The organism is Sutterella seckii (genome assembly GCF_009183815.1).
GTDB lineage: Bacteria > Pseudomonadota > Gammaproteobacteria > Burkholderiales > Burkholderiaceae_F > Sutterella > Sutterella seckii.
This window is the reverse complement of the sequence record NZ_WEHX01000161.1, coordinates 1-2,541: the sequence shown is the minus strand read 5'-3', so window position 1 is coordinate 2,541 and position 2,541 is coordinate 1. Positions and strand designations below refer to the sequence as shown.

General features: G+C 59.1%; 2 protein-coding genes. Both read left to right on the top strand.

Going from position 1 to position 2,541, the window contains the following annotated elements:
- Positions 1-234: 234 nt before the first annotated feature.
- Positions 235-1,026, top strand: coding sequence for a GNAT family N-acetyltransferase (locus GBM95_RS11520; protein WP_226963311.1), 792 nt, complete (start codon positions 235-237; stop codon positions 1,024-1,026).
- Positions 1,027-1,084: 58 nt separating this feature from the next.
- A partial coding sequence (locus tag GBM95_RS11515; protein ID WP_152159222.1) for an acetylornithine/succinyldiaminopimelate transaminase occupies positions 1,085-2,541 on the top strand: 1,457 nt, incomplete at its 3' end.

The window sequence follows — 2,541 nt, the reverse complement described above, 5'->3', positions numbered from 1 at the left end:
GTTTTCGCAAATTCAATTATAACACAAAACACCCATTTTTCATGCCTGTAAACTCTGAAATTTTCAGAATTTACAGGCATTTATTTTATGGAAGTCCCCCATAGAATCGAATCCTGATTCGTCTTCCGTGAAAAGGGCGGCGAAGGTGAGTAGTAAGCCTGGAGCACGCGCGCTTCTGCGAGGGAGGACCCCCGGTTCCCTCAGGGCGGCCAAGCACTCAGGCATTGTGTTCCGATGCGTTCAGTCACCCCTGAACCCCTTGCCTTTTTGTTTAAGAAGATGATGAATAAAAGCGAAGAGCAGCAGAAGAGGACCATTCCCATTGTGCCGGGCATGCAGGCCTCCGTTCCGGAGACGCTCTTTCACATGATTCCGAAGGAGCGCGCAGGCGAAATTTCCCCGCTCGGCGTGATGCTTCCCGAGGAAGCGCAGAAGAATTTCAGAGGCACGCCCTTTGAGGATCTCTACGACGAGGCGGTGAATCTCCTCAGAAACCGCAACATCACCCCCGACGAGCTTTCCTACCTTTCGAAGGCGCTCAGCCAGATTCTCGTCAACCGAGACCGCGCGCCCTTCTTCATCCGCCAGGGGCGTCTTTCCGACGTCGACGACGTCGAGGGGCTTGTCCGCTACTGGGCTCAGCAGGGCGAAAACCTGCCGCGAAAGCGCGCCGACATCATCCGCAGCATTGATTCCTTCGCGGTCTGCGTGCGCGACGGCCAGATGGTCGGCTGCGCGAGCCTCTTCGTCTACGACTCAGGTCTCGCGGAGATCCGCTCGCTCGGTGTTTCTCCGTTGGTTCAGCGCCAGGGCCAGGGACGCGCTATTGTTGAGTACCTGCTCGATCGCGCAAGACGTCTCGATATTGCTAAAGTGTTCGTGCTCACGCGCAATCCGAAGTTCTTTGAGCGCTGCGGCTTTAAGCTCACCACCATCGAAGCGCTGCCGGAAAAGATTCTCAAGGACTGCGAGAATTGCAATAAGCGTGAACGCTGCGACGAGCTCGCCTACGAATTCAATCTCTGACCGTGGCTCAGAGCCTCGATCGGATTAATGCATTGACAACCAAAGGATTTTTTCAACGATGACTGAAGTTACGCGCGTGACCTACGATCAGGTCATGTTTCCGTGTTACCACCCTGCGGACCTCGTTCTGGTGCGCGGCAAAAAGTGCCGCCTCTACGACAGCGAAGGCCGCTCCTACCTCGATTTCGGCGGCGGCATCGCCGTCAATTCGCTCGGCAACGCTCCGAAGACCGTGCGAAAGGCGCTTAAAGCGCAGAGCGCCCGCCTCATTCACGTGAGCAACGTTTTTGCGAACGATGCGACCCTTAAGTTTGCGACTGAGATTACGAAGGTGACGGGATTCGACCGCGTCTTCTTCACGAACTCGGGCGCCGAAGCGAACGAATGCGCTCTGAAGCTAGCCCGCCGCACCGCGGTTGATCTTTACGGTGAAAAGAAGGATGAAATCATTTCCTTCGCGCACAGCTTCCACGGCCGCACGTTCTTCACGGTGAGCGTGGGCGGGCAGGACAAGTATTCGCTCGGCTTCGGGCCGCGTCCCGGCGCCATCACGCATCTGCCCTTCAACGACATCAAGGCTTTCGAGAAGCAGATTTCGGACCGCACCTGCGCCGTCATCTTCGAGCCCGTGCAGGGCGAAGGCGGCGTTCTGCCGGTTGACCCGAAGTTCGCAAAGCGCGTCCGCGAGCTCTGCGACAAGCACCATGCGCTTCTCATCATGGATGAGGTCCAGACGGGGTGCGCGCGTTCGGGCACCTTCTTCGCCTACGAGCAGATCGGCATTCGTCCCGACATCGTCTCGACCGCGAAGGGCATTGCCGGCGGCTATCCGATCGGCTGCGTTCTCACGTCGAACGACATCGCCGCGCACTTCAAGGCCGGCACCCACGGCTCGACCTTCGGCGGGAACCCCTTAGGCTGCGCCGTAGGCTCCGCCGTCGTTGCGAAGATTTCGAAGCCTGAATTCCTCGCCAAGGTGATGGAAAAGGGCAAGCTCCTTCGCGAGGAGCTCACGCGCGTCAACGACGAACTCCATGTTTTCTCGGCTGTCCGCGGCATGGGGCTTCTTGACGGCTGCGAACTCATCCCCGAACTCCGCTCGCGCCTCGGCGACATCCAGAAGGCGGCGCTTGAAGCAGGCCTCATCATCCTCACGGCCGGCGGCACGACGATCCGTCTCTGCCCGCCCCTCATCATCAAGAAGAAGGAGCTGAAGGAAGGCGTCGCCATCCTGAAGCGCGTTCTCGTTCCCTTCGCGATGGAAGTCGAAGCCCTGAAGCGCGCCGAAGCGCTGAAGGCCCAGGAAGAAAAGGCACAGAAGGCCGTGAAGGCTCCGACTGCAAAGAAGCCGGCTGAAAAAGCCGCTGCTGAAAAGAAGCCTGCTGAAAAGAAGACGGCTGCGCCCAAGGCAGCGCCCGCCCGCCGTACGCCTCAGAAGGCGGCCGCGAAGCCTGCTCCTGCGGCGGATCAGGCCAAGACTGCTGCTCCCGTCAAAGCGGAAGCCGCCAGGCCGGC